The organism is Paenibacillus typhae (assembly GCF_900099765.1).
Taxonomy (GTDB): domain Bacteria; phylum Bacillota; class Bacilli; order Paenibacillales; family Paenibacillaceae; genus Paenibacillus_AQ; species Paenibacillus_AQ typhae.
The window spans coordinates 23,009-42,275 of record NZ_FNDX01000020.1 but is presented as its reverse complement, the minus strand read 5'-3'; the positions used below and the strand labels follow the sequence as shown (position 1 = coordinate 42,275).

The window sequence follows — 19,267 nt, the reverse complement described above, 5'->3', positions numbered from 1 at the left end:
CACCTAACCCTCTATTTATTTATTGTTCAAAGTTGCGTTATAACGGTCCAGTCCGGTCTGATAGATTTCCATCAATTCATTCAGACCCATCTTTTCCAGCGTCTTGATATAGCTGTCCCATTCCTCATCTGCGCCGCCGTCCACAATGAATTTTCCTCTTTGTGTATTTACATATTTGATCAGCTCCGGCTCAATCCTGTTGATCGTGTCCAGCTCCTCCGGCTCAAAGAAGATACTTGGATAGTTTTCTTTTTCCATATACGGATTGTAGTATTTCTCCAGGTCCGCAGCGCGCTGCTGGGCACGTGGTTCCATATCTACCACTTTCCCAAAGTCATCGAAAGTAATGATGCCAGGTGCGCCAGATCCCGGAGCAACCTTTTGACGGAATTCACCTGCAGAGGCTCCCTCAGGAAGCGGCAGATTCACGAGCTTACCGTTTTCGTCCTTCTTGTATACGACATCCAGCGGACCCCAGTGGATTTGAGCGGCCATGTAAGGCTCATACTGCTGGTCGATCCAGCGCATGGTGATTTCCGGATTGCTGTTCGCTTTGGTAATGACAAACGACCCGCGTCCCGGCCCGCCGCCATTGGCGCGTCCGATCGTCTGCTCCCCGTCCGCGCCTTTGAGCGGAGACAGCAGCACATAATCCTTGGCACGCTCGGTACCGACAACCTCTTCTACTTCCCACCAGACATAAGAGCCCAGCGTCTCATCTGTCGTTTTGCCTTTGGCCAGATACTGTGCTGCATCCTGGGTGAAGGATTCCGGATCGATCAGCCCCTGCTTATACCATTTTTCATGAAAATAATTCAGGGCTTCCTTATATTCAGGCTGAGTCGCCGTAAAAATAACCTTGCCGTCCCGGACGACACGGTGCTCCAGATTATCCGGAAGTCCAAAGGCGCCGAAGAGTCCGGCAATATCCATACACCACTGCATGTGCATGAAGCTGAGCGGGATTTCATCCTGCTTGCCGTTGCCGTTCGGGTCCTGTGTCTTGAAGGCCAGCAGCGCTTCCGTATATTCATCCAGTGTTTCCGGTACCTTCAGGCCCAGCTTATCCAGCCAGCTTTTATTGATGACGTGAAAGAAAGGGTTCGTTCCCAGGTTATTCTCTTCCCAGGACGGCAGCCCGTAGATGTGCCCGTCTGGTGCAGTAATAGATGATTTGATATCAGGACGGCGCTCCAGAAGCGCTTTCAAATTAGGAGCATATTGCTCAATTAAATCCTCCAGCGGAATCAGGGTTCCGTCTTCACCGTAATTGATCAGCTCATAATCGGTAAATCCGGCCGCATAAAAGGCATCCGGCAAATCACCGCTCGCCAGCAGCAGGTTTTTCTTCTCTGTATAGTCGGTATCCGGAATGTTCTCCCAGTTAATCTTTACATTAGTATCCTTCTCCAGCCGTTTGAAGATTTCCATCTCCGCGAATTCCGGCGCCAGGGCCGCCTTCGGGGCTACCATTCTTAAGGACACCGCTTCGTTTACAATCGGAAGACCGGTTGCATTAAAGTTCGCTTCCTGATCCGGATTCTCCGCCTGATTCTTGGACCCGTTCCCGTTACCCGAACACCCGCTCAGCGCAAACGCTCCGGCCAGCACCACAATTCCCGCATTTTTGAATAAAGACTTCATTATCCATAACCTCCCTTTTGTTCATCGACCCGTCACACGCTTGTGTTGCTCTGCTATTTCGGCCTGAATACGGCGGTGCATCCCCCCTCTCAAGTGCCGGATATGAGTGTCAGCCCTTAATCGAGCCGATCATTACGCCTTTGACAAAATACTTCTGCAGGAACGGATACAAAATCAGCAGCGGCAGGCTGGATACCATGATGACCCCGTATTTAATCAGCTCGGTTACGCGCATCTTGGCAGCATAGGATTCCACATCGATCATCATCCCTGAATTGACCTGATTCTGGACCAGGATATTGCGCAGCACCAATTGCAGCGGATACTTGCTCTCATCATTCAGGTAGATCAAGGCATCGAAGAACCCGTTCCAGAAGCCCACCACATGATACAGCACCATTACCGCCAGAATGGACTTGGACAAGGGGAGCACCATGCTCCAGAAAAATCTGGTATTCGAGCATCCGTCAATCGAAGCCGCCTCCCACATCTCATCCGGTATGGAGGACTGAAAAAAGGTTCTGACAATGATGACGTTGAATACACCGCCTGCCCCGGGAATGACCAGTGCCCACATCGTGTTCAGCATGTTCAAATCTTTTATCAGCAGATAGGTGGGGATCAGTCCGCCGCTGAAGAACATAGTAACCAGCAAAAACCACATAATCACCGACTTCCCGGCCAGATCCTTACGGGCCAGCGGATAAGCTGCAAATACCGTAACGGCAACTCCTATGAGAGTTCCCAGTGTCGCATATAGAATAGAATTCCCATATCCGATCCAGATGGAGGAGTCACTGAATATCCGCTCATAGCCGTCCAGCGTGAAGCCTTTGGGAAACAGCCAAACCTCACCGGAGTAAATATAATTGGGATCGCTAAATGAGGCAGCCAGCACAAAGTACAAAGGGTATAACACGAGCAGCATAATGAGGGTCAGCAAAATATAGTTGATGATGTCAAACCATACATCCCCTCTGCTCTTTCGCTTCAATAATTGGTTCATGATTATTTCCTCCTTACCACAGGCTGGTTTCTGTCATCTTTTTGGCGATCCGGTTTACGGTGACAATCAGGATGATATTAATCAGGGAGTTGAACAGGCCGACTGCCGTAGAAAAGCTGTACTGGGCCTTTTGAATCCCCATTTCATACACATAGGTCGGGATAATATTAGAGGTGGCATAGTTTAGATCACTCTGCATCAGAAACGCTTTTTCAAAACCGATGCTCATAATATTGCCCAGTGCGAGAATCAGCAGAATAACGATCGTCGGCAGAATGCTAGGAATATCCACGTACCATACACGTTTCCATTTGCTCGCCCCGTCCATAATAGCCGCTTCATGCAGCTCGGGATTAACTCCCGCAAGCGCAGCAAGGTAGATAATTGTGGCGAAGCCTGTCTCCTGCCAGATCCCTGAGAGAATATAGAGCGGACGGAACCAGCCCTCATCAGCCATAAAGAGGATGGGCTGCCCGCCAAACGCGGTAATCAGGTGGTTAACAAGGCCGCTGTTGGGCGATAAAAACACATTAAGCATCCCGACAAGCACAACGGTCGAAATAAAGTGCGGCGCATAAATCACGGTCTGGACAAATTTCTTATAGGACTTGCCCAGCATCTGATTGAGCATGATCGCGATGATGATGGGTGCCGGGAAGCCGAACAACAGCGAAAGGAAACTGAGGGAGAGCGTATTACCGATAATGGTCCAGAAATTATAAGCATTGAAGAAATCTTTAAAGTGCTGGAAGCCTACCCATTCACTCCCCCAGATCCCCTGGCTCGGCGAGAAGTCCTTAAACGCAATTTGCACCCCGTACATCGGATAGTATTTGAATACGAGATACAGAATAATGATCGGCAGCAAAAACAGGTACAGCTCATAGTCTCGCTTGAACTGGCTCCATCTTTTGCGGCCCGGTTTGATCATGGAAGGATCGGCCGTACTGATTCTTGAATTCACGCTTATACTCCCTTTCAATGTAAAATAAACAGTCGTTTTGAAACGTTTCCAATTTAGGTTAAAAAATATATTCCCGTACTTGAAACGTTTCCAATTCAGAAAAGAAAAACGCCAGTAGGTGCATCCATACGGATTAGCTGATGTTTCTCTGATCTGGAGGAGATCATGTAGTCTCGCCTTGCCTGAACACAACTGGTATACGGTACACCTGCTTATCCAGCGGGATGCCTTCGATCTTGTCATACAGCAGTCTGATCGTCATGCGCGCCATCTCTTCCACCGGCTGCCTGACGGTAGACAGAATAGGATGAAAATACGGGTTGTCCTGGATACCGTCATAACCGATGACCTTCACATCCTCAGGAACCCGGATCCCCTGCTTGCTGGCCTGATCGATATAACAGGCGGCAAGCATATCGGTAATGGCAAAAATACCATCTGCATCCCCGTGGTTATGCAGGAATTCGTTAATAAAGCCCTGGTTGTCCACGATGGGGTCCGGCTTCTCGTAGATTACATAATCAACGCCCAAAGCCTGTGCCTCATGGATGAAGCCCTCTCTGCGGTTCATCGTCTCACTGAACACCGAGGTGACACTCCCCATAAAAGCCGGCTTCCTGGCCCCTGCCTTTACAAGCTCTCTTAAAGCAAGGCGCCCTCCCTCATAATTATCCGAAGTGACGCAGGTAATCTTCTTGTTAAAGTGCCGGTCAATGCTTACAATCGGGATGTCATTGCTCACATTATTCTCGATATCGTTGTAAGTTATGCCAACAATTCCAGCCACCTTGTTCTGGCGCAGCATATCGAGATAATACAGTTCCTTTTCGGGCTTGCCGCCGCTGTTGCACAGCATCAGCTTATAGCCTTCCCGGTCCAGCTCATCCTCAATGTAATAGGCCAGCTCAGAAAAGAAGGGATTCCAGATACTCGGCAGCAATAAGGCGACCATCTTGGACTTCTGCATTTTAAAATTCCGGGCCACTTCATTCGGGAAATAATTCAGCTCCTGTATGGCTGCTTCTACCTTTTGGCGTGTCTTGGGTTTAACGGCGCCAGAGTTGTTAATGACTCTGGACACGGTACCTACAGCAACGCCGGCTAAGTTGGCTACATCTTTAATGCTAGTCATTGAACACCTCCGACTCTCTTCTGAAAATTATAATAGCACCAAAGTGGAAACGTTTCAATAGTTAATTTGGAAACGTTTCAAATTTGATGAGAAGTGAGGTAAGCTTATTCAGGCGAAGTTTTCAGATGAAGGGGTTCCTGGAGGTATTCGATCTCTTTTTTACTCGATCAACAATATAGGCATTCGCACTTACCGTTCACAAATGCACACATACATTAGTGTAGAACGTTTCAAAGGAGGGATTGGAATGAGCGAATGTGCAGGTTATCCTCCAGTAGGCTTCACGTCCACTACAGTCATTCTTGTTCTTTACATTCTCCTGGTCATTGTTTTGAAAACATTTTAAGTTCATAAAAAAGTCACGCTCCCCAGTGAGTGTGACTTTTTCTTATAGTATGCAGAAAATTACGTTGGGACAAGCTTAGAATTATCACGGTGAAAGTGGTTGATAGAACAACAAAAAAACCTTGATTTCTCAAGGTTTTCACTGTAGTGCCGAGGACGGGGGTCGAACCCGTACGGTACTCACGTACCGCAGGATTTTAAGTCCTGTGCGTCTGCCTATTCCGCCACCCCGGCATATGATGTGCGCTCTAACGCGACAAGAAATATCATATCATGTATCCGGTGATCACGCAATCCATATTGCCAAAATTTTTATTTAGATTAGACTGGGGCTACTTTAGCTTAACTGCACGGGTCTTGTCCTATACAGTACCCTTAATTATCACACAGTGAAGTTGTTACTTTAGCACACCGAAAGAGTAAAGTTACCTATAATTCCCCGCCAACAGCATCAACCGTGCAAATTCAAAGGCATTTATGTCTTTGATTCCCGCCATCAGCGCATTATTGTCCAATTCAAAGGCATTTGTGCCTTTGATTTACGCCTTCAGCGCTCAATTGACCAATTCAAAGGCATTTGTGCCTTTGATTCTCACCTTCAGCGCCCAATTGCCCAATTCAAAGGCATTTGTGCCTTTGATTCTAGCCCATCGCGGCCAAAGCCGTCTCCAATACCCAAACAAGCCAAAATCAGGGGCATCCCTGCCCCTGATCCCTGCTCATTGCCGCCCAATAAAGGGCGGAACCTCCTGCGCCATTCATCGGCAATCTGCCGCTTCTACAGCAGCAGGTTACCTGCTAGTGACGTTCCCGCTCGCCGCTCCGGTTACGCATGCCGGCCAGACCCAGCAGACCGATCAGACCGAGCCAGCCCCAGTTGGAGCCTCTGTCGTTGTCTGTATTGGCGGTTGTGCTGGTGGCGCGGTATCTGCCGGTCTGGGTATTGTTGGACAGCGGGGAGACGGTGCTGTTGTCATTGCCCCGTACCGCGTTGTTCACCATGTTCCCGCCTCTTCGCATTGTACCGGTGGCGTTGTTCATCATTTTGTCGCCGCTCTGCTCGACTCTGTTCATCAGCGTATCGCCGTTGCGGTTCATCGTGTTGCCGGTCTGATTCATCATTCGGCTGTCCGTTCCGTTCAGCATATGAGTACCAGTACCATTCGTTTCACGGATGCGCTCGGTTCTCATACCGTTTGCTCCGGTATCCGGAATGGATGACCCCATGCCCCCGCCGGTGCCAGCAGCATTAGCCGCATAACCCGATCCCAGCAGACTCATGGATAGCAGTGTAGTGCAGGCAAGGCTTGTGACCAGCTTGTTCAAGAGAAATGCCCCCTTTGAGGAAATTGTATTTCGCTGATAATTTCCCCATGTGGCTCATCATCTATACAGGTGGTCCTTATTCCCTGACGAGGTTCACAGTCCGGCTGGCAGCATCGTAGGTGACCTGTGCGCCCAGTGCTTCAGCAACCGCCCGCACCGGTGCATAGGTTATGCCGTTTTCCAGAAGACCTCTGGTAATTTCAACTCCGTTCAGTGTGACTGAAATGGCCTGATCCGTTCCGCCGGTTGTCCCGTTAATCAGGGCCAGTGCATCCTTGACCTGCTGCACCGTCGGCTGCCTTCCCGCCCGCAGCTGCTCTGTGGTCAGCCCGAAGGACATCTCAAGATGGGAATAATCCTTAAAGGAGGTCCAGTCCCCGCCCCAGGCAAAACCCAGTTTTTTGGCTTCCTGTGCCACCTGCTGCCAGTCAGCCAGCTTGTCATTGTTGCCGTCACGGGATGTATCCCAGGAGACCGTTTTACCGTCCGGCAGGAGCAGGGCAAAATCAATGGCCAGACCATAGTTGTGATAACTGGAGCCGCCTCTGGCATTCGTTACAATGTTTCCCGGCTTGGTGCGGCCTTGCGCATACAGTGTATTTTGTTCAGCTATAGTCCGCATGCCCTGGGTGATGACGATCGGGATGCCCTTGGCGTAGCTGCGCTGGATCAGAGCACTGGCACCTGCCAGCAGAACCGGATGAAGCTTGCCCAGCCATCCTGCCGATTTACTTTTCACCTGATCTAAAGTCAGCATTTTCCTCACCCCCCTGGTATAGTAGATGCCCTCTCTGCCTGCTTTGCTTGTACGGTTTGCCTAAAGGGTGTGCACCCATTCCGTAAGAAACCGCTCACTAAATGACAAAAAGACCCCGGCCGGCAGGGTCGTTCTCGGACCAAAAGCTTTTGGATGTTTTCCCGCCTAAACGGCCACACTATCCGAAATGAACTCCATTTCCGAAAGGCGGATTAGCCCATGGACATTCACAGTGACAGCTATAAGATTGCCGCGCTTAGCGACCGCAAGGACGCCGTTGAGGTAATCCGGCAGGCCGAGGAGGCTATTGCCCGTATGACGGGCAACACAGCCGTTACCCTGATCGCCTATGAGAAAACTGACGGCCCAGCCATAAATTAGAAATCAGGCGATGTAAGCCTCAGCGATGTCATCTACACGAACCCATTTCCATTCCTCTGCCCACTGCAGCTTAATCTCACGCGAGTGGGTATGAATGGAGGTGACAAAACCGCTCAGCTGCCTGCCCTCACCCTCACCATGTAATACCAGTGTTATACGGATATGACTCCGGAGCGATTGTGCCAGCGTACTCTCAATCCCTTCCAGTCTCCGCAGATTAGCAGCGGGTTCATCTCGGTGCAGTGCATCCTCTTCGTTACTGTGAACAAAACCTCCCTGCAGGCCCTCCTCCAGCTGTTTGCCCATCGCCGTTCCTCCTTATGTTGTAGTAATTACTCGCGCTTCATAAATACGAACATACGTTTGTATTATTATAGCTGCAGATCCGGTTTTTAATCAAGCACAAAAAATAACAACAGCCGAATCTCCATTCATAGGTACATGCTGCAAGCCGCAAGCAAAAGGCGCGCACAGCTATGCTGTACAGCGCCTTTAATGAAATTCATCATCCGCATAAAAAATTTCTTTATTCTGTGCTTGTATTCGTTTGTGCTCCGGTATCCACGGCACCTGCTTCTGTACCAACTACGGTTCCGGGAACGGTCCCCAGTTCCGTCTCGGCTGCGCTGTCCTCATCCAGCAAGCCTACGGCGACTCTGGCCTGATTCACTTTAGAGATCCCGTACAGCATGGCTACATCCGCCTGCTGGTTCATGGCGTTGAACTCGTCTGCTGTAACCTCCGGGGAAGCCGCACTCTGCGAAGCCTGCTCCTTGATGGAATAGGCACTCTTGAACGCAATGGCTGCATCTCTCAGCAGAGTCTCAATATTGTCCGGCAGACTTTTGGAAATCTTCACATCATTGACCTGGTCAGCAATATCAGAGGCTGTATCCTGAAAGGAATCAAGCGCCTCTTCAAGCTCCTTGTCCGTGGCAGCTCCTGTCGAATAAGAGGTCAGTGCCACATTGAAATTTTCCAGCGAGGTTTTGCCCATCTCGTCAAACTTCGTCATTTCATTGTAGAAGTTCTGTACAGTCTCCTGAACCTCCTCCTCTGAAGCTGGCGCAGAGCTGTTATTGCTGCAGGCACTAAGGATCATTCCCATTAAAAGTACGGTTATCAGTAATGCTTTTTTCATCGTCTCAAATCCCTCCACTTAACAGAATAATGGCGGGTTTTGTAAAGCGCAAATGAAATAAATGTAAAAATAGCTCAAAAGCTCTAAATTTCAAATTTAAAGCGTCTTCATCGCAAAAAAGATCTCCAAAAATTTGGAGATCTTCTGCAAACATGCCCGGCTAAGCAAGCACATAAGCTGTGGCGGGAATAACGGCCCGGGGCTGGCTGTGGCTCTCCCACATCAGAATAGCCTTGGCATCTCCCTGGTTCTCATAATACTCTACCTTCAGCTCATGCAGCTTGCCTTGAATCAGCTGTACAGTTCCTGTACGCTCTGTGCCGCTCTGCTTGATCCAGCTGTCGATGACGAGAACCCCGTCAACCCACACCCGTATGCCGTCATCCGAGTAGGTGTAGAGATTATAGGTTTCGCTGAAATCGGGCTTCAGTTTACCGGTCCAGCGTACCGCGAAGAAGTCGGCATTGATTAACGGATCAGGGCTCGTTTGTCTCCATGAAAAGTTAATGGCCGAATCTGTCCGGACCAGTGCGGGAGCTCCGCTCAGCGTGATGTTATTGAAATACTCGCCTCTGATTCCAGGAGGATAGGTTTGCTCCCCTTCAGCAGCCAAGGCTTTATACTCGTCCCTGGTGATCACAAAGCTGTCATTCATAAAGGATTTGATCACTGACTCTGTATTCTGCTCATACAGCAGCTTGGCCCACGTCAGCTGGTAGGACCATTTGTTCTGCGATTTCGCCAGCTCTGCCGGTGAAGGCAGCTTCCCGTTCTCACCGATGGCAATAAGCTTGCCGCGTCCTAGGTCCCACAAGCCGTCATGATGACTGGCTTTATAATCCCCATCATAAATGTCCAGGGCCAGCACATCCACCCTGCCGGCGCCGGGATAGTATTTGGCAGGCTCCTCACTCCACTGGTTTTTGGCATTGGGGCTCCACACCCACAGCAGATTGTGCAGGCCGTGGTAGACCGTATAACGCTCGAACATCAGGCTCCACAGCTCCACGAAGCGGGCCTTCTGTCCCCACCAGAACCAGCCGCCGTTCATCTCATGGTAAGGTCTCCAGAGAACGGGAACCCCTGCATCGTTCAGTTTTTTCAGATAGACGGCTGTCTTGTCGAGGTCCGCCAGCAGCGCTGTATACTGAGGGGTACCAGGCGTGATATATTTTGCAAAATCCGCCTCGCTAAGGTTCATCGAGACATTTGACCAGGCCGGGGCTGTCCCAGGCAGACTGGCGTGGTAGCTCATGGTGACAATGCCGCCGGCCTTATGCCAGCGGATGGCACTGTCTGTCACCCACTGACGCTGATTCGCTATCAGCGCTTCAGTCTGGTTGCCGATTGCTCCCATCTCGTAGCCGTGTAGCCCGGCATATTGGCCGCTCGTATCTTTAAGCTTGTTGCTGAACTCATCCGCACTTTCCAGATAATCGTGTATTCCGCTGATCAAGCCTTTGCCTTGAAGGGTATACAGCCTGTTCAGCAGCTTCAGCGCCGGTGCTGCCAGCTTCTCATCGGCAGGAGCCCGCAGCAGGGTGCGGAAGGCAGACTGCCATGCTGCATCGTTAACCAGCCGGGATGCCGAATCGAGCAGATCCCGGAGTATGCGCTGTTCCATCTGTTCCACCATCCTTTTTTGTACCATTGTATGGGGACAACCGGTGCAGGGAAGCGGCGGATGGCGGGTAAACCGATAATCATTTTAATTTTTAAATATAGTCACTTCAACTTTTCATGCAACTACCTGTATGTATACTAAAAACTTGCTTGCTGCTTACTTGCGGGAATAACGAAGGGGCAGCAGATCAAGAATATCGGCTTTGTCCAGCCCCTCTTCCCCTGGAAGAATCACCTTGCAGTCTCTCGCGTAATCGGCAATCAGCTCCCGGCACATCCCGCAGGGCGATACCACCCTGATCTCCCTGTCTTCACTATCCGGGTCGGGATGCCTTACTGCAACAATGGTATCAAATTCCTTGTAGCCCTCCGAAATGGCCTTGCCGATCACCATTGCCTCTGCGCAGACTGTTACACGGGACAGACTGGCCTCCAGATGCACCGCCGTAAAAATCTCGCCCGTCCTGGTGCGCAGCGCCGCACTGACATGATGCCTCTCCCATTCGTAGCGTTTGGTTATAATCTCTTGTGCGGCAGCAACCAGCGTTTCATCTTCGATTGAAATACTATATTTCATCCGGCTCTCCTCCTGATCATTCCGGACATCATCCGGTTTACCGATCTCTTTTTCTTAATTTAGTATACTAAAATCTGCTAATTATAAGCTATACTGAATAGACTCAGGCAACAAGATTTCAGCATAATCAGGAGGAGTACGTGAACAAACAGAAATTTATCCCAAGTCTTATTATTGTTGTCCTGCTGGCTCTGGCAGCTTACTGGTTCGAGGAGAACGGCCAGTCCGTCACGACGCCTCCCACCGGCGATTCCGAGGTTGTACAGCTGGTTTTCCCCTCTGACCGTTACCCTGAAACCGCGGAGCATATCCAGGAAGCGATCAGAAACGGTGAGTCAGCGATATGTACGATCAACCGCGGGGATGCCGAGGAGAACCGCAAGGAATCCCTTAAGGGGGTACCGACCAAAAAAGGCTACGACCGCGATGAGTGGCCGATGGCAATGTGCACAGAGGGCGGTGCCGGAGCAGACATCGAATATATAACTCCCGCCGATAACCGCGGTGCAGGCAGCTGGGTAGGCAATCAGCTGGAAGGCTATGCCGACGGAACCCGGGTAGAGTTTATGTTCAAGTAAGCAGCTGCAACAGCAGCAGCAGCTCCGCACGGGCTTTCGCTTGGCGCGGAGCTGCATATGCCGGAACTATTTTTAGAATATACAGGCTTTTGTAATAATAACCAGCAAAATGAACAGAACCAGAATCGCATTGGTCGAGGTCATCCAAGGATTTACTACCGGCACTACCGGAGGCCCCTGATTTACTCCGCCAACATTGTTTTCGCAACCGCAACCGTATTCTGCACCCATTTTTTATTCCTCCCCTGAAATGTTTAATGCCTACAGCACAGAGTATGTAGCAGGCATACCTGCAGTTTGGGCCAAACGGCAAACAGTTCTCTTCGCCTAACGAAGCTAATGAATCTTCGCTATGCAGTCGATATACATTAGGAGTGCCGGTCATACCCCAATTTTAATGAAACAGGAGGTGCAAAATGGACATTGCCGCCTTATCCACTGCCATGAGCCAGGTGTCACTGCAGCAGGCTGCCGGACTTCAAGTCCTGAACCTGGCCAAGAATTCAGCTGAAATCATGGCGCAGAATATGACCCAGATGCTCCAGCAGAGCCCGCATCCGAATCTTGGAAAAACACTTGATATTCAGGTTTAATTGATTTATTCTTAAATACATAAGAACGCCAGTTCCGGTCTGATGCCGGTAAACCCTAGCCCTCCGGGCTTTTCTTTTACCCATAAATACGAACATACGATCTTATTTAGAGGTGATATTATGAAATCCTACTACCAAATGACCGCCCTTGAGAGCTGGACTGAGGATTTGTATCAGCGTCTGCAGGTGCGTAAGCCGGCGGATATCTCCATCCCGTACATAGCTGAACGGCTGAACATCTGGGTCCATTACCTGGATGTGCGCAGCAAGAGCGTCGAGGCCTCCGCGGGCATGTACACGATGTTCCTGGACAACCGGCTTCCGCCGGAGCTGCAGCGCCTCGAATTTCTTCACGAGCTCTGCCATCTGCTCCGCCATGCCGGCAACCGCATTCTGATGCCCGGACATTTCACACAGGCGCAGCAGGATGAATCCGAGCGTTTTATTCTCTATGCAGCCATGCCCTATTCCATGATCTCTGCCGGACCGTTGCCTGAGCAGCGCGAGGATGCCGTCTACTACTTAGCTTCGACGTTCCAGGTGCCTGAGGAGCTGGCTCTGCAGCGGATCGACCAGATTCAGCGGCGGATATTTCAGGGGCAGCTGATGGCGGTGATGGACCGGAGCGAGGAGAGAAAATTCATCCAGCGGCATATCCGTTAACCAAGTAGAAACGGCTTCGCCGTTCTTAAAAAGGCGGCAACCGTTTCTGCGGGAAATATCAGACCTGTATAGATCTGCAAGTTTATACTTTCTGATATTTCAAAAAAATGACCCCGCCGGCGTCCGGCAGGGTCCAAATCTATGAATAAGGGGGGTATGTCATTACTATACATCCCTTAACTTAATTCCTTATTAAATTCTGCTGAAGCCAGGATGAAATTTATTTTTTCTGTGCAAGCGAGGGTACATTAACAAACCGGTTATGCTGCAGTACCGGCACGGCATAGCTGATATCCACCTGGCAGCAGTAGGTCACATCTGCCTCGTATCCCCGTTCCCGCAGTTCACGGCTGCTGGCAGACTCCCAGATCAGCTCCCTGATCCGTTGTCCGGAAGATCTCAGCGCACCGATGCAAACCTCCGCTTCCGGAGACTTGCTTCCGGATAACTTGGAGAGAATCAGACCAGCCCCCAGATAATCTTCAATGCCGGGACGCAGATTGTTTTCAGAACCGATCACATCCAGCCATTTCTCACCGCACGGCACTACGGTAACCGGTGCCCCCAGCTCAAGCTTCAGCCTGTTCGCAGTGTCGGCAACTGCTGAAGCATTCAGGAGGCAGCCGACCAGCAATGCAGGCACCTGTGCCGCAAGCCATATGCAGGCCGCACCGTTCGTGGAGCACAGAACAAAGTCACGCTCGTAATCAGCCGAGCTGAACGACAGCGGCGACAAGGAATGCCCTCCTGCTCTGAGCGCTTCGGCTCTGCCGCGGATAATTTCTGCTCCGAGCCCCTTGGCATAAGCTTTGGCCTGCTCATTGACTGGCGAAGGATACGGATAGATGACAGCCTTGTGCTGAACTGCCGTTACTACGGTAGAGGAGAAGCTTAATACATCGACCATAACGACGATGTCCCCACGTTCTGCTGCAGCCCTCGCCCCTCTTTGACCCCAATCCAGTTTAATGTCATAGGGCGACTGATCATAAAACACAGGTTTCCCCCCTCTCTTCAGGATTCATCTCATATGAACCTTCAAAGAGGGAGTTACCCATAGAAGGCAGTCTGCGAACCGCCAAATAACCGTTTCACTTCATTTTTTTTTGGAAATATCCTGCAGATCCCGCTTCAGCTTCCAAAGAAATAGCCCTGCCGGAAGTCCGGCAGAGCATTTTTTATTAAGTCAATTATACCCAGAAAGCCTTAGTGATGATAACCAGCAGGATGAACAATACCAGAATAGCAGCAGTTGAAGTAAAAGGACTGCCGTATCCGCAGTTCGCTCCGCCAACCGGACCTACATTTTCACCGTAACAACCCATTTCCAATTCCTCCTTCATGATTGAGAGTACACCATAGCATATGTGATTTGCCCGCTGCTGACTGGGTGAAACGGCAATGACTTTTCGCCCGGCTGCTTTTATTTGGAGATATCAATAAACCCTTCGCCGAACACATCGCGCACATCATGGATCGTGACAAAGGCATTTTTGTCCTCGGCCCGGACGATTTTTTTGAGCATGGAGACTTCCTGCTTGCTGATGGCGATGTAGAGCACGTTTTTGTCCTCGCCGGTGTAGTAGCCGTAGCCCCGCAGCACCGTCACTCCGCGGTCCATAAGCTCTGTAACCTTTGCAGCAATTCGGTCGTGCTCAGCCGATATGATCGTTACTGCCTTTTTGGGGTTTACCCCCTCAATGATGAACTCCATTGCCTTGGTTCCAATAAAGAGAATAACGAACGTGAACATTACCTTCTCGAGCCCGATGACAAAGACGGACAGACCGGCAACGATCAGATCAAAGAACAGCAGTGCATAGCTGATATTCCAGTCCCAGTATTTATTGGCCAGCCGGGCCAGAATCGTCGTCCCTGCCGTTGTACCGCCAACCCGGATAATGAGTCCGATCCCGCCACCGGCAAGCAGACCGGCAAAGACCGCATTAATCACCGGCTCACTGGAATCAATCCGCCAGCTCTCGGTCAGATACAGGAACAGGGAGTTAAAGGCCACAGCAATAATGGTGTAGATGATTGTTTTATTATCCAGCAGCTTATAGCCGATAATCAGCAATATTCCGTTGAGCGTAAAGCCGACCAGCGCCGGCGACCATTTCAGCAGATAAAAGAGAATGATCGATACCCCGGTTACTCCCCCTTCACCAAAATCATTAGGGATAATAAATACATTGACTGCCAGCGCAAACAAAAACGCTCCAACCAGCAGCATGAACAGCTCGTAACCTCTTTTTTTCACACAAAACGCCTCCAATACCATACAAAGTCTACAAAATAACCCGGCAAACAAGCCACAAAAAAAAGCGATTAAAGGAGGTCATTCATCCTTTAATCGCTTCGGGTAAGCTCTTTTGATACTTCTGATCATAACAAGCAATCTATGGAATGTAAATACGCCACGGGTATTATTAGCCGATGGACACTCCGGAATACGTTACCGGCCCGGTAACACTCGCCGTATTCAGGAGAATGTTCAGGCTGTTATTGGCCACTCCCAGAGAGTAGGCATGGTAGCCTGCAGGTACGCTTCTATCCAGAAAAGACATGGCAATAGGCTGAATAGCCAGCAGTGCCAGTCCGCTTGATCCCACATTATATATGGGCTGGCCGTCCCGGTACAGGGTGAATACTACATTCGGAACACCCAAGGTAGTCTGAAAGCCAATGCTGGCATTTAAAAGAACCGATCCGCCGGTAACCGTTGAGAGTCCAAACTCTGCCAGAATCAGATTCGCTCCCGGTGCAAGGATCGGGATGGATATCGTCTGGCTGCCGGTTGAAGCTGTACTGCTGCCCACATCAATAATTGTTGCCATAGTAAACTAACACATCCTCTCATCTATTCTACTTTCAGGATATGAGAGGAGCAGCGGGTAAGCTTGGACGGATGAACAGCAGCGTTGTCCTATTTAAGGTATAGCCAGCTCAACCGGAGGGAAGCCCAATTCTTCCTTCTGCTATGCAAAGGATAACCTGGCCCCGATAAAGTAGCCAATAGAAACAAACAAAATGGACCAGATTAAGGCACCGGCCGTGGTGATCAGCAGGTACTTCCGGAACGACATCGCGCTGATGCCGGAAATGTAGCTGCAGACATGCCTTAATCCGGGAATAAAGTAGGCAATGAACACCGTCCAGTGGCCAAACTTCTGAAACCATCCTTTAACACTGGCAAAACGTCTGGGGGTAAGGCCCACCCATTTGCCGAATTTCTCGACAACCGGCTGGCCTACTCTCCGCCCGATGGTATAGCTGATTAGCGTGCCTGTTATAGCTCCCATGAAACAAACCACTACTGCAACGGAAAAATTGAGCACCATCACCGAGCACAGATAGCCTACGAACAGCATCAGCAGCTCGTCCGGAACAGGTATGCCGAGAATTCCCAGTGCCATGAGCAGGAAAACTGCCAAATATCCGTATTGCGTAATCATCTCTATGACCCAGGGCATGAACTCACTTCCTGTTAACGTATTTTTTAAGTGACGGAAACGGAATATGACTGATCATCATTACGGATAACAGCCCCATCATCATGATGACCCATCCCGGTTTCATATATTCAACAAATAATGAGAGCATGGACAGAATCACGCCTGCGGCTGTAATCGGCATACCGGTGAAGCCCGTGGACGGGGCTGATATATTGAATCTGGCCAGACGCAGCGCACCGCAGATTAAAAAGCCGACCGCAGCCGCCGGTCCCAGCCAGTGTACATTTTCCAGCTTGTATAACAGGATCAAAAATGTGGGTGCCAGTCCGAATGAGATAATATCCGCCAGCGAATCCAGCTGCTTACCGAACTCGCTGGTACAGCCCAGCACTCTGGCCAGCATCCCGTCCAGCACATCGCAGAATGCGGCCAGCAGAATCATTAATAACGCCAGCTCATAGCGCTCATTAATCGTGTACAGCAGGGACAAGGATCCCAGTCCCAGATTACCCAGCGTGCACATTGAAGGCAGCCAATTCCATTTCAAAACAGTTCACTCCTTTTCCGGCCTCAATGCCGCATGTCTGCTCAGCCTTCAAAGTACACACTGAAACAGACGCCATTTCCGATGTTTTTCACTGCATACCGGCAGCCGTGCATATCCAGAATCCGTTTGGCAATGGACAGCCCCAGTCCGGTTCCGCCTGTCAGCCGGCTGCGGGAGGGCTCGGCCCGGTAGAACCGTTCCCAGATCTGCTGCAGCTGATCCTCCGGTACAGGTTCGCCCTGATTATGAATGCTGAAGACACAGGCCTGCCCCTGGCCATCTATCCTGACGGTCACCGTGCTTCCTTCGTCTGCATGCCGGATGGCATTGGTCATGAAATTAAGCACCACCTGTTCGATCCAGTTGCTGTCGGCATACACCGGCGGTTCGTTCACCGGAATAACAACCACCTTCAGCCCTTTGCCGTCCAGCAGATGGATCAGCTTGTCAGCTACCTTTTCTGTCAGCTCACTCAGCATAAAAGAGCTCTTCTGCAGCTTGATGGTGCCAGACTCCAGCCTGGCCAAATCCAGCATATCCTTCACCAGGAACTCCATTTTGTCGGCTTCCTCAATAATGACCTTAATGTAGTGATCCTGCTTGCCGGCACTCACACCATCCTCCAGACCCTCAGCGAAGCCCTTTATAATACTTAGCGGAGTCTTCAGCTCATGCGAGGCATTGGCAAAAAAGTCTCGCTGCATGATCTCCATCCGCCGTTTGTGCTCCATCTCCTCCACCAGCTGCCGGTTAGCCTCACGCAGCTCGCGCAGCGCCGAATCCAGACTTACAGACAACGTGAACATGCTGTTTGACAGGCTGCCCAGCTCGTCCTTTTGCCGGATCGAGTTATCACCTGTAAAGTCCAGTGAGACCATCCGTTTGGCGATATTGTTCAGCTTGATCAGCGGCCTGGTGACCATCTTGGAGAAGAACAGCGAGAGAATCAGAATCAGCATAAGCCCGCCCAGCCCCAGATATAAAAAGAACCAGCGCAGCGCTTCATTCGAATCCTTGACATCCTGCAGGGAGGTAACCGTGAACAGCAGCTCGACCTCTCCGCCGGCCTGCCGGACAGGCAGAATAATGACAGAATTGCGGATACCGCTCCAGGGGGCGCTCCACTCCTGCTTCTGCATTTCCAGCTGCTCCAAATTCGCCTTTTGTTCAGACGTCAGCGGGAACCACTCCTCCAGCGCCTCCAGCAGAATCCCCTGACGCGGATTCCATAGCTTGAGATCCGGCAGTACAATTTCTGTAACGGTTCCGGACAGCCGTGTCATCCCCTCCTCATGCATTCCTATCGTTCTGCCGCCGGCGGTTATGCTTACAGGATAGATCAGGTCCTGAGTACTGCTGCTGTCCTCTTCAAAAAGCTCGCCCTCAAGCGTCAGCGAATCCTCTTCCTTGATATCCGCTGCCCTCAGTGCGTCCCCGTATTCGCTCATGAACATCGACAGGGAAACAACCAGCTCTCTACCGTCCTTCATCCGCAGCTTCATATGATACGGGTCGTCCGAATTCATCTTGCCGTCCAGCTTCACAATCGCCAGCTGTGTCTTGTTGCGCAGCATAAAACGGACCAGCTCCTGAGACAGCCGGCTGCCGGTCCATTGCTCACTGATGTAGCTGGCACCAAAGCCTTTAAGATGCTTTTCGACCCGGCCCTCCTTCTGATGCTGGTAGAAGCCGTCAAAGAACAGCAGCTGGCCCAGAATGACCATCCCATAAAAGCAGAGAAAAAAGATCACGGTCATCACAAACAGCTTAAAGGTGATTCCCTGCCTTCTCATGGCTCTTCCTCGAACATATAGCCGGTCCCGACCACCGTACGGATACAGCGTGACTCTGCGCCCAGCTTGCTTCGCAGCTTCTTGATATGGCTGTCAACGACCCGGGAATCCCCGTCAAATTCAATGCCCCAGACCCGGCTCAGAATGGTATCACGGGAGACGGCAATGCCTTTATTGCGGATCAGCAGCCATAACAGCTCATATTCCTTGGGGGCAAGCTCCACCTCTGCACCTCCGATTTCCAGCCGGTGGGCAGAGGTGTTAAAGACAGCAGCACCGAATTTGAGGCTGCTTGAATCCGGCAGGTGACCGCCCTCCACCCGCTTCATCAGCGCATTGGCCCGCGCAACCAGCACCTTGGGGCTGAACGGCTTCGTCACATAATCGTCCGCTCCCGCTTCAAAGCCGTATATTTTATCGTCATCTGCAGACTTTGCCGTCAGCAGAATAATGGGAATCGCTGATTGCCGGCGGATCTCCCGGCACACCTCGAACCCGTTCAGCCTGGGCATCATAATATCCAGGATGATCAGATCCGGCAGCTGGGAGCTGAACCAGAGCAGCGCATCCTGCCCGTTGTCCGCTTCGCATACTTCCCAGCCGTTTTGTATGAAATAGTCTGACACCAGCTCGCGGATCCGAATTTCATCCTCGACGAGCAGCAGCTTCTTCTTCAATCCAGTCCCCGCCTTCAAACATGTTATTGGTACTAGCATAACTGGATGTTATGTCCTTTATGTGC

24 protein-coding genes and 1 tRNA gene are annotated in these 19,267 nt (G+C 50.8%); 5 read left to right on the top strand and 20 right to left on the bottom strand.

Annotated elements, in window-relative coordinates; genetic code table 11:
• Window positions 1-15: 15 nt before the first annotated feature.
• From BLR64_RS16910 to BLR64_RS16895, 4 genes are all read right to left on the bottom strand, one after another.
• Window positions 16-1,644: an ABC transporter substrate-binding protein gene (locus BLR64_RS16910; protein ID WP_090715919.1), complete on the bottom strand. Its 1,629-nt coding sequence runs from the start codon at window positions 1,642-1,644 to the stop codon at window positions 16-18.
• 109 nt (window positions 1,645-1,753) lie between these two features.
• Window positions 1,754-2,650: a carbohydrate ABC transporter permease gene (locus tag BLR64_RS16905; RefSeq protein ID WP_090715917.1), complete on the bottom strand. Its 897-nt coding sequence runs from the start codon at window positions 2,648-2,650 to the stop codon at window positions 1,754-1,756.
• A 13-nt stretch (window positions 2,651-2,663) separates the two neighbouring features.
• Window positions 2,664-3,581 (bottom strand): ABC transporter permease, encoded by a 918-nt coding sequence (locus tag BLR64_RS16900; protein ID WP_208607191.1) that lies wholly within the window; start codon window positions 3,579-3,581, stop codon window positions 2,664-2,666.
• 196 nt (window positions 3,582-3,777) lie between these two features.
• Window positions 3,778-4,746, bottom strand: coding sequence for a LacI family DNA-binding transcriptional regulator (locus BLR64_RS16895; RefSeq protein ID WP_090715914.1), 969 nt, complete (start codon window positions 4,744-4,746; stop codon window positions 3,778-3,780).
• A gap of 247 nt (window positions 4,747-4,993) precedes the next feature.
• On the opposite strand from BLR64_RS16895, the gene BLR64_RS30565 reads away from it, so the two are divergent.
• Entirely contained in the window at window positions 4,994-5,092 is a 99-nt protein-coding gene (locus BLR64_RS30565) for a sporulation protein YjcZ (protein WP_208607189.1), read from the top strand.
• 147 nt (window positions 5,093-5,239) lie between these two features.
• Here the strand turns inward: BLR64_RS30565 and BLR64_RS16890 are convergent.
• The 3 genes from BLR64_RS16890 to BLR64_RS16880 form a co-directional block, all read right to left on the bottom strand.
• Window positions 5,240-5,325: transfer RNA gene (locus BLR64_RS16890), tRNA-Leu, on the bottom strand.
• A 564-nt stretch (window positions 5,326-5,889) separates the two neighbouring features.
• Window positions 5,890-6,417 (bottom strand): WGxxGxxG family protein, encoded by a 528-nt coding sequence (locus BLR64_RS30835; RefSeq protein ID WP_090715912.1) that lies wholly within the window; start codon window positions 6,415-6,417, stop codon window positions 5,890-5,892.
• Between the two features lie 76 nt (window positions 6,418-6,493).
• Window positions 6,494-7,174: a M15 family metallopeptidase gene (locus tag BLR64_RS16880; protein WP_090715911.1), complete on the bottom strand. Its 681-nt coding sequence runs from the start codon at window positions 7,172-7,174 to the stop codon at window positions 6,494-6,496.
• Between the two features lie 219 nt (window positions 7,175-7,393).
• On the opposite strand from BLR64_RS16880, the gene BLR64_RS30360 reads away from it, so the two are divergent.
• Window positions 7,394-7,555, top strand: coding sequence for a hypothetical protein (locus BLR64_RS30360; RefSeq protein ID WP_167360707.1), 162 nt, complete (start codon window positions 7,394-7,396; stop codon window positions 7,553-7,555).
• A gap of 3 nt (window positions 7,556-7,558) precedes the next feature.
• Here the strand turns inward: BLR64_RS30360 and BLR64_RS16875 are convergent, their stop codons facing one another.
• The 4 genes from BLR64_RS16875 to BLR64_RS16860 all read right to left on the bottom strand — a co-directional run bounded on the left by BLR64_RS16875 (window position 7,559) and on the right by BLR64_RS16860 (window position 10,896).
• Complete coding sequence (locus tag BLR64_RS16875; protein WP_090715909.1) at window positions 7,559-7,861, bottom strand: YolD-like family protein; 303 nt, start codon at window positions 7,859-7,861, stop codon at window positions 7,559-7,561.
• Window positions 7,862-8,081: 220 nt separating this feature from the next.
• Window positions 8,082-8,696, bottom strand: coding sequence for a peptidylprolyl isomerase (locus BLR64_RS16870; RefSeq protein ID WP_090715908.1), 615 nt, complete (start codon window positions 8,694-8,696; stop codon window positions 8,082-8,084).
• Window positions 8,697-8,856: 160 nt separating this feature from the next.
• Entirely contained in the window at window positions 8,857-10,320 is a 1,464-nt protein-coding gene (locus tag BLR64_RS16865; protein WP_090715906.1) for a glycosyl hydrolase, read from the bottom strand.
• Between the two features lie 156 nt (window positions 10,321-10,476).
• Window positions 10,477-10,896: a cytidine deaminase gene (locus BLR64_RS16860; RefSeq protein ID WP_090715904.1), complete on the bottom strand. Its 420-nt coding sequence runs from the start codon at window positions 10,894-10,896 to the stop codon at window positions 10,477-10,479.
• A 140-nt stretch (window positions 10,897-11,036) separates the two neighbouring features.
• On the opposite strand from BLR64_RS16860, the gene BLR64_RS16855 reads away from it, so the two are divergent.
• Window positions 11,037-11,474 carry a NucA/NucB deoxyribonuclease domain-containing protein gene (locus BLR64_RS16855; protein ID WP_090715903.1) on the top strand — a complete coding sequence of 146 codons (438 nt, stop codon included), beginning with the start codon at window positions 11,037-11,039 and terminating at the stop codon, window positions 11,472-11,474.
• 72 nt (window positions 11,475-11,546) lie between these two features.
• On the opposite strand, the gene BLR64_RS30355 is transcribed toward BLR64_RS16855, so the two are convergent.
• Entirely contained in the window at window positions 11,547-11,705 is a 159-nt protein-coding gene (locus BLR64_RS30355; protein ID WP_167360705.1) for a hypothetical protein, read from the bottom strand.
• A 185-nt stretch (window positions 11,706-11,890) separates the two neighbouring features.
• On the opposite strand from BLR64_RS30355, the gene BLR64_RS16850 reads away from it, so the two are divergent.
• Both BLR64_RS16850 and BLR64_RS16845 read left to right on the top strand, forming a co-directional pair.
• A complete protein-coding gene (locus BLR64_RS16850; RefSeq protein ID WP_090715901.1) occupies window positions 11,891-12,067 on the top strand; it encodes a YjfB family protein in 177 nt (58 codons plus the stop codon).
• Between the two features lie 120 nt (window positions 12,068-12,187).
• Window positions 12,188-12,730, top strand: a complete 543-nt coding sequence (locus BLR64_RS16845; protein ID WP_090715900.1) for an ImmA/IrrE family metallo-endopeptidase — start codon at window positions 12,188-12,190, stop codon at window positions 12,728-12,730.
• A 220-nt stretch (window positions 12,731-12,950) separates the two neighbouring features.
• On the opposite strand, the gene BLR64_RS16840 is transcribed toward BLR64_RS16845, so the two are convergent.
• The 8 genes from BLR64_RS16840 to BLR64_RS16810 all read right to left on the bottom strand — a co-directional run bounded on the left by BLR64_RS16840 (window position 12,951) and on the right by BLR64_RS16810 (window position 19,202).
• Entirely contained in the window at window positions 12,951-13,727 is a 777-nt protein-coding gene (locus BLR64_RS16840) for a 2-phosphosulfolactate phosphatase (RefSeq protein ID WP_090715898.1), read from the bottom strand.
• Window positions 13,728-13,920: 193 nt separating this feature from the next.
• On the bottom strand, window positions 13,921-14,055 hold the full coding sequence (locus BLR64_RS31035) for a hypothetical protein (protein ID WP_139172006.1): 135 nt from the start codon (window positions 14,053-14,055) through the stop codon (window positions 13,921-13,923).
• 98 nt (window positions 14,056-14,153) lie between these two features.
• A complete protein-coding gene (locus tag BLR64_RS16835) occupies window positions 14,154-15,011 on the bottom strand; it encodes a YitT family protein (protein ID WP_415841090.1) in 858 nt (285 codons plus the stop codon).
• Window positions 15,012-15,159: 148 nt separating this feature from the next.
• A complete protein-coding gene (locus BLR64_RS16830; RefSeq protein WP_090715895.1) occupies window positions 15,160-15,567 on the bottom strand; it encodes a hypothetical protein in 408 nt (135 codons plus the stop codon).
• Between the two features lie 141 nt (window positions 15,568-15,708).
• The gene (locus tag BLR64_RS16825; RefSeq protein WP_090715893.1) at window positions 15,709-16,203 is read right to left on the bottom strand and encodes a DedA family protein; all 495 of its coding nucleotides are present in this window, start codon (window positions 16,201-16,203) and stop codon (window positions 15,709-15,711) included.
• 4 nt (window positions 16,204-16,207) lie between these two features.
• Window positions 16,208-16,732 (bottom strand): CDP-diacylglycerol--serine O-phosphatidyltransferase, encoded by a 525-nt coding sequence (gene pssA, locus BLR64_RS16820; RefSeq protein ID WP_090715892.1) that lies wholly within the window; start codon window positions 16,730-16,732, stop codon window positions 16,208-16,210.
• Between the two features lie 41 nt (window positions 16,733-16,773).
• A complete protein-coding gene (locus tag BLR64_RS16815; RefSeq protein ID WP_090715890.1) occupies window positions 16,774-18,525 on the bottom strand; it encodes a sensor histidine kinase in 1,752 nt (583 codons plus the stop codon).
• A complete protein-coding gene (locus tag BLR64_RS16810) occupies window positions 18,522-19,202 on the bottom strand; it encodes a response regulator transcription factor (protein WP_090715888.1) in 681 nt (226 codons plus the stop codon). The genes BLR64_RS16815 and BLR64_RS16810 overlap by 4 nt, the downstream gene beginning before the upstream one ends.
• Window positions 19,203-19,267: the final 65 nt, after the last annotated feature.

Coding starts and splice junctions, on each gene's coding strand:
- BLR64_RS16895 (WP_090715914.1), bottom strand. CDS start 4,746: ATGACTAGCATTAAAGATGTAGCCAACTTAGCCGGCGTTGCTGTAGGT.
- BLR64_RS16815 (WP_090715890.1), bottom strand. CDS start 18,525: ATGAGAAGGCAGGGAATCACCTTTAAGCTGTTTGTGATGACCGTGATC.
- BLR64_RS30360 (WP_167360707.1), top strand. CDS start 7,394: ATGGACATTCACAGTGACAGCTATAAGATTGCCGCGCTTAGCGACCGC.
- BLR64_RS16845 (WP_090715900.1), top strand. CDS start 12,188: ATGAAATCCTACTACCAAATGACCGCCCTTGAGAGCTGGACTGAGGAT.
- BLR64_RS16900 (WP_208607191.1), bottom strand. CDS start 3,581: ATGATCAAACCGGGCCGCAAAAGATGGAGCCAGTTCAAGCGAGACTAT.
- BLR64_RS16875 (WP_090715909.1), bottom strand. CDS start 7,861: ATGGGCAAACAGCTGGAGGAGGGCCTGCAGGGAGGTTTTGTTCACAGT.
- BLR64_RS16905 (WP_090715917.1), bottom strand. CDS start 2,650: ATGAACCAATTATTGAAGCGAAAGAGCAGAGGGGATGTATGGTTTGAC.
- BLR64_RS16830 (WP_090715895.1), bottom strand. CDS start 15,567: ATGGCAACAATTATTGATGTGGGCAGCAGTACAGCTTCAACCGGCAGC.
- BLR64_RS30565 (WP_208607189.1), top strand. CDS start 4,994: ATGAGCGAATGTGCAGGTTATCCTCCAGTAGGCTTCACGTCCACTACA.
- BLR64_RS16825 (WP_090715893.1), bottom strand. CDS start 16,203: ATGCCCTGGGTCATAGAGATGATTACGCAATACGGATATTTGGCAGTT.
- BLR64_RS16835 (WP_415841090.1), bottom strand. CDS start 15,011: ATGGTATTGGAGGCGTTTTGTGTGAAAAAAAGAGGTTACGAGCTGTTC.
- BLR64_RS16880 (WP_090715911.1), bottom strand. CDS start 7,174: ATGCTGACTTTAGATCAGGTGAAAAGTAAATCGGCAGGATGGCTGGGC.
- BLR64_RS30355 (WP_167360705.1), bottom strand. CDS start 11,705: ATGGGTGCAGAATACGGTTGCGGTTGCGAAAACAATGTTGGCGGAGTA.
- BLR64_RS16870 (WP_090715908.1), bottom strand. CDS start 8,696: ATGAAAAAAGCATTACTGATAACCGTACTTTTAATGGGAATGATCCTT.
- BLR64_RS16865 (WP_090715906.1), bottom strand. CDS start 10,320: ATGGAACAGCGCATACTCCGGGATCTGCTCGATTCGGCATCCCGGCTG.
- BLR64_RS16860 (WP_090715904.1), bottom strand. CDS start 10,896: ATGAAATATAGTATTTCAATCGAAGATGAAACGCTGGTTGCTGCCGCA.
- BLR64_RS16910 (WP_090715919.1), bottom strand. CDS start 1,644: ATGAAGTCTTTATTCAAAAATGCGGGAATTGTGGTGCTGGCCGGAGCG.
- BLR64_RS16850 (WP_090715901.1), top strand. CDS start 11,891: ATGGACATTGCCGCCTTATCCACTGCCATGAGCCAGGTGTCACTGCAG.
- BLR64_RS31035 (WP_139172006.1), bottom strand. CDS start 14,055: ATGGGTTGTTACGGTGAAAATGTAGGTCCGGTTGGCGGAGCGAACTGC.